The 5,339-nt window shown below is 40.9% G+C and carries 8 protein-coding genes; 7 read left to right on the forward strand and 1 reads right to left on the reverse strand.

Annotated elements, in window-relative coordinates:
• Positions 1-164: 164 nt before the first annotated feature.
• Positions 165-452, forward strand: coding sequence for a hypothetical protein (locus tag H6G97_RS44610; protein ID WP_190946883.1), 288 nt, complete (start codon positions 165-167; stop codon positions 450-452).
• Between the two features lie 556 nt (positions 453-1,008).
• On the opposite strand, the gene H6G97_RS44615 is transcribed toward H6G97_RS44610, so the two are convergent.
• Positions 1,009-1,239, reverse strand: a complete 231-nt coding sequence (locus H6G97_RS44615) for a hypothetical protein (RefSeq protein ID WP_190946884.1) — start codon at positions 1,237-1,239, stop codon at positions 1,009-1,011.
• A 794-nt stretch (positions 1,240-2,033) separates the two neighbouring features.
• Between H6G97_RS44615 and H6G97_RS44620 the strand changes: the two genes are divergently transcribed.
• The 6 genes from H6G97_RS44620 (at position 2,034) to H6G97_RS44645 (ending at position 5,271) form a co-directional block, all read left to right on the forward strand.
• Positions 2,034-2,411: a hypothetical protein gene (locus H6G97_RS44620; protein WP_190946885.1), complete on the forward strand. Its 378-nt coding sequence runs from the start codon at positions 2,034-2,036 to the stop codon at positions 2,409-2,411.
• Positions 2,412-2,418: 7 nt separating this feature from the next.
• Complete coding sequence (locus H6G97_RS44625) at positions 2,419-2,832, forward strand: HNH endonuclease (RefSeq protein ID WP_190946886.1); 414 nt, start codon at positions 2,419-2,421, stop codon at positions 2,830-2,832.
• A 119-nt stretch (positions 2,833-2,951) separates the two neighbouring features.
• Positions 2,952-3,977: a tyrosine-type recombinase/integrase gene (locus tag H6G97_RS44630; protein ID WP_190946887.1), complete on the forward strand. Its 1,026-nt coding sequence runs from the start codon at positions 2,952-2,954 to the stop codon at positions 3,975-3,977.
• 49 nt (positions 3,978-4,026) lie between these two features.
• A complete protein-coding gene (locus tag H6G97_RS44635; RefSeq protein WP_190946888.1) occupies positions 4,027-4,242 on the forward strand; it encodes a hypothetical protein in 216 nt (71 codons plus the stop codon).
• Positions 4,243-4,310: 68 nt separating this feature from the next.
• On the forward strand, positions 4,311-4,778 hold the full coding sequence (locus tag H6G97_RS44640) for a hypothetical protein (protein WP_190946889.1): 468 nt from the start codon (positions 4,311-4,313) through the stop codon (positions 4,776-4,778).
• Positions 4,779-5,007: 229 nt separating this feature from the next.
• On the forward strand, positions 5,008-5,271 hold the full coding sequence (locus H6G97_RS44645; RefSeq protein ID WP_338421980.1) for a hypothetical protein: 264 nt from the start codon (positions 5,008-5,010) through the stop codon (positions 5,269-5,271).
• The last annotated feature ends 68 nt before the right edge of the window (positions 5,272-5,339 follow it).

Genomic DNA, 5,339 nt, shown 5'->3' on the forward strand with positions numbered 1-5,339 from the left:
GGCGAGCCGCTATGAATGATCAGTATATGCTTTCTGTGTTAGCCGCATCTCTCCCAAATTCAATCCTCTCCTAGAATCCCACTGTCAATAGGGTTTGAGACGCGCTAACCCTGAATTTAGTTGTAGCGAAGGCTATCTATAAAAGTCATGCCTGGGTGAGAGGATTGCTGATTTCTACACCTGATGTTGAAGAACCCTATTTTCACAATTATGAAATGGAGGCAATTCGTTTAGGAATCCAATTGCGGAAATACATCAAAGAAGATATTCCAGTAATTAATGACTCCAAAGATGCTGTCAGATATTTACACCGAAGATACGCCCTCATTGGCTGGCAACCAAGAAATTGTGTCACAGCAGCTCACAACCTAAAAATATCTCAAGCTACTAAAGTTTACAGTCAACTTCTCTGGGATCAAGATTGGGTAGATGAACAGGGCAAACGCATCTAAATTACTCTTGATCACAACGAAGGTTAAGAACCAACGAAAAAATCAGGATTTCGAGCTTGATTATTTTTTAAGCCCCAAAGCGATCGCCTAAAACTTTCGCAATAAGCAAAACTTAATGACATTGATTTTAAATCTATTCTCAATAAAGTATGCTTATTGACATGATGCGGCCGCCCTGGGTAGATGAAGAAGACGAAATTTATTAGTCAAGAACAAGAAACTTTACAACACTATAAAATATGCCCCCCATTACCGTTTAATGAAATTCAAAATTCTCTTAGGAAGAATAAGAATAATTTTGAATTAATTATCCTTCTCCTAACGGAGACGCACTCGCGTTCGAGTCAAAGCCCCCACTGAATTCTTTGAATCAGTGGTCTACAAGACGCTATCAGTGGCGGGTTTCAAGCTCCCACTGATAGCGCCGGCGGCAAGCAAGTCCACCATAGCGAAGCGTAAAGCCAACTCTTAGAGAGCCTGCGCCCTAAGCGTTGCTATGCCGCAGACTTTACGGCATGGCAACGCTTAAAGCGAGTCTTCGAGCGTCGCGTCTTGTCTAAAATGTTTGAAGTAATAATTTTGAATTTTGAATTCCCCGTTCGCGTAGTGTCTGTCTGGGACACGCTGCGCGAACGCAGAGAAGGGGTTGACTGGATAATAATAGAGTTACCCGGAAATAAGACCAGAAATCTTTGAAGAGCTTAAGAGCGATGGCGTAACCGCCATGAGTCGGTGGCGATCGCTCTAGTAATAACGTAGCGTGGGTGCGACTTACAGGCTCTTTCAAGCGATTTATGGACGGATGCTTGGAGCCGGGTAAAGCACTTAACAGAAATTGTTGAACTTTATTATTTATTGTTGAACTTTTTTATTCCCATACACTAAGGCAACCGCCTGAGCAACTTTTGTAAACTATCTTTACACCAAGTCAAAGTTATAGTTGCATTGTGCCTATAATAAGTTACGGCTAACTATAACTGGAAGTTAACACCGTGTAAATGGTTATCGCTTGAGCTAGGCATCAAAGGCGGTACCAAAGACAAGCAAAATTTATCGGCAACGCAATAGTTTCTATTCCTGTTGCCAATATGCACCCCGCGATCGCTGTCGGTTCGCAGACTAATTGAAAAAATTTCAACGAAATAATAAGGGTTTCAACTTATATTGTCGCAGACTAAGTGAAAATTTGTCGCGGACTAGATGAAAAATTCCTACCAAATTCGCGGACTAATTGAAATTTTCCGCCAAATGAGGATAAAAGGTTGCAATTCATTACAGTATAAGGCTTTGGAGAAATACTTCTCTAATTAGCGATCGCCATATAGTACGAGAGAATAAGGGTTACACAAGGTCATTTTCAATTTGTCCGCGAATATTTTCACATAGTCTGCGACAATTTTCACTTAGTCCGCGAACCGACATCGCATATTGGTGAAAGTGTTGTATCTGGGGGTTCGTGTATCTTTATCGTAGTTTATGCCGGATAAAAGATAAGGGTTCCCTTATTTTGTATTGTAGTGTTGTACTACGATGTAATCTAAAGCATAATGTGAGCAAACACCTTAGTTCAAGGTTGGAAACGTGGCAAAATTAACGATTCAGATCCCAGATGAACTAGCCGGGCGTTTAGAACCTTTGCAAAGTCGCTTACCCCAACTACTTTGGCTATTGTTGGATGCAGATGTGCAACAAACAAGCGAGCAGCCAAAAGTGAATGCACAAACTGTAGAGGTTTCCGAAGTGTATCAAGAAGTGCTGGATTTCTTGATTAAACGTCCAACGCCAGAAGAGATAATTGCTTTTAAAGTTTCATCACAAGTACAAATGCAGTTAGAAGCATTATTAGAGAAAAACCGTTCTGCTTCACTAACTCAAATGGAATTAGCTCAATTAGATGTTTACGAACAATTAGAACATCTAATGATTCTGCTAAAGGCCCGTGCTATGGAAAAGTCATGAAAATTTGATGGCCAGTACTTCAATTTCAACAGAACTTCGCAAGCTGGTAGTTAGCAGAGCGTCAGGACGCTGTGAATATTGTTTAATTCACCAAGATTTTTCAATATATACCCATGAAGTAGATCATATTCTCGCTATGAAACATGGGGGCGAAACTTTGGCGGAAAATTTAGCTCTTTCGTGTTTATCATGCAATCGTCATAAAGGTTCTGATTTTGCGACAATTGACTCGGCTACCGGAGAAATAGTGCTATTGTATAATCCTCGCCGTCAGATTTGGGATGAACATTTCTATTTTGAGAGTGTAAGAATTGAGGGAAAAACTCAAGTAGGGCAAGCAACTGCAAAGTTACTTCAGTTTAATCTTCCTAATCGATTACTACAAAGGCAAGTATTAATGAGTCAGCAAAAATATCCTTGAGTATGTAAAGTTAGTATCTTTATAATAACTAATGGTATGCAAGCTAATTAATAGTTTTATAAAAGTTATACGTACTAGAGAATAAATATAAACATTGAAATTATTTATTTAGTTTAAAGATGGATTATAGCGCAGATTCTTTACCTCCGATAAAACTAATACCATTGGATAGAAATCTATCTAGTGTGCAAACAACAAAACATAGAAGTTCTGTTAAAATTAGCACACCCACAGATATTCGATGGATAAAGGTGCTGGAATTTTTACGCAGCAACAATCTCGCACCCAACAGCCGCAAGCTTTACGAACGAGAACTCAAACGGTTTTTGGTTTGGAGTGAGCTGCACTATCATGAGCTACGCCCGCGTCACTTCGCACTCTATAAAGAGTATCTGCGAGATGAACTGCGAACTGATGCTGGTAAACCGCTTTCAAAAAGCAGCATAAATGCCTCAGTTGCTGCACTCAAAAGCTTTTTTAAATGGATGTGCTATACGTATCCTGACATAATTTCTACTAATCCCACGCTGGGCATTAAACTGGAAAAAGTGCCATTGCCACCAGCCCAGAGTTTAACTTCAGAACAGATGGAGCAGGTTTGGTCAGCGTTAGAATTGTTGGGAGAAACAAAGCAACGCGATACAGCACTGGTTCACATTCTCAGTCACGGGCTGCGCGCTGGAGAAGTTGTGCAGCTAAATGTTGGGTCATTTGATGGCAAGCTGCTGTTTTTACCAGATACCAAAACCAATGAACCACGCTTAGTTCCACTGCGAAAAGAGAGCCGGGAAGTTTTAGCAGAGTATTTGCAATTGCGCGAACAGCAGGGAGAGGTGTTAAACAGCCTTAGCCCACTGATGATTTCACACCACGCTTCGTACAAAGGTGAACGCTTGAGTTATCACGGCATTTACTTTGCTGTGGAAAAAATCGGTGAAATAGCTCATATTGAGGATTTGCACCCTCACTCCTTTCGCCACACCTATGCCACTGACTTATTACTATTGGGAGTTGACCCCAGCCATGCGCGAAAACTAACAGGACATCAAAGCGAGAAAGCGTTTCGGCGCTATACACTTCGCAGTGAGCAAGAAGCGGCGATCGCTGCTTATTATCGGGCAATCGGTGAGGAGGCAGAACAGTAGAGGATGTTCATCGGCTAGAAGAGTACGTTGAATTAAGGAAATACAAACTATGTCTAATTCTGAAAAAATTATTCACTTTGTACCACAATTAGGGCATGAGGAAGCTCATGTATTAAGTTTATGTGGTCAAACAATTAGTTGTTCAGATGCTTCCAATATGTTTACGAACTGTCCTATTTGTCAAGAAAAACTACGCAAGACAGTAGAAAAACGTATAGAACAATTTTATCCGCAACCAGATTTTAGTAGATACAACAAAAAGTGACATACTCGTATACCCCAGCCGCACTATAGGTGTGGAAGTATGTTACGGAGGAATCAATAGACTAAACTATGCCCAAGCCGTTAGATTCTAAATGTCAGCTATGCGCCAAACTACCCGCAGCTAAGGCTAAGGTGCTGCATGGCCCAGAAGGTGATGGCTGCTGGAATCCGAAGGTTTGTCACAATCGCCGTTCGTTTTACCGCAACAAAAGTAAAGATGATTCGGCGCAAATTGATGCAATCGCAGTCGAAGCACCAGCAACATATTTTGCAGTGTTGTATCTATATAAAGAACCGGGAGATAAACCATTACACGCTATGTCGGCAGAACTCTGGCTGGGGCAAAAACCTGTTTGTCGCTTAGAACCAATTCACTGTTTTGGGCTAACGGCAGGCAAGATCCGCGCCTATACAGATCAGGTGTTGCAGGCATTTGCGAAACAATATGGTGTTTCACTCTATCAATATAAAGATATGTTTGAGATTACCTTAACCTACTGCCCAGTACGACCCTGCCCGTTACATCCAGAATCCTAGAGATGACCATTTTTTGAATTCAAAATTCAAAATGCAAAATTCAAAATTATTTCTTTAATTTTGAATTGTTTAATAAGGATGCAGAGCAACTAAATTTATTTATGGAGAAAGAGAAATATGTATAACGAGTGGCATAGTGCAAGAAATACTACGCCCTTATTACAAGCCCCTAAATTTATTTATCGGGTTATAATTTTGAATTTTAAATTTTGAATTGGAGCGAAGCGAGTTGACCACATACCGCCAATTAACAATCTGGGATGTATTAGATGAGTTGTCCGAATCTCCACCAACTTCTTCCCTTGATGCGGTATGGGAGTGCTTGGATACAGAACTGCATGATTTACCTATTGAAACCCAATTATCAACCGCAGGTATTGCTTTCAATCAAATTGCGGATATTCTCAAGTCTCGTGCCGAAGTGCTGTTGCAAGATACCAGGGTTAGCGCGTCTCAAACCCTATTGACAGGGGGATTATGGCAGAGGTACTGAGTTTGAGAGAGCCGCAGCTAACACAGAGAGCATATAGCGATCGTTCATCGCTGCTCGTCGTGATTTTT

It is taken from the genome of Nostoc flagelliforme FACHB-838, from assembly GCF_014698065.1.
Taxonomy (GTDB): domain Bacteria; phylum Cyanobacteriota; class Cyanobacteriia; order Cyanobacteriales; family Nostocaceae; genus Nostoc; species Nostoc flagelliforme_B.

What these genes read in the sequence shown, in the direction of transcription:
- H6G97_RS44635 (WP_190946888.1), top strand. Translation starts at nt 4,027, where the DNA reads ATGTCTAATTCTGAAAAAATTATTCACTTTGTACCACAATTAGGGCAT.
- H6G97_RS44630 (WP_190946887.1), top strand. Translation starts at nt 2,952, where the DNA reads ATGGATTATAGCGCAGATTCTTTACCTCCGATAAAACTAATACCATTG.
- H6G97_RS44640 (WP_190946889.1), top strand. Translation starts at nt 4,311, where the DNA reads ATGCCCAAGCCGTTAGATTCTAAATGTCAGCTATGCGCCAAACTACCC.
- H6G97_RS44625 (WP_190946886.1), top strand. Translation starts at nt 2,419, where the DNA reads ATGGCCAGTACTTCAATTTCAACAGAACTTCGCAAGCTGGTAGTTAGC.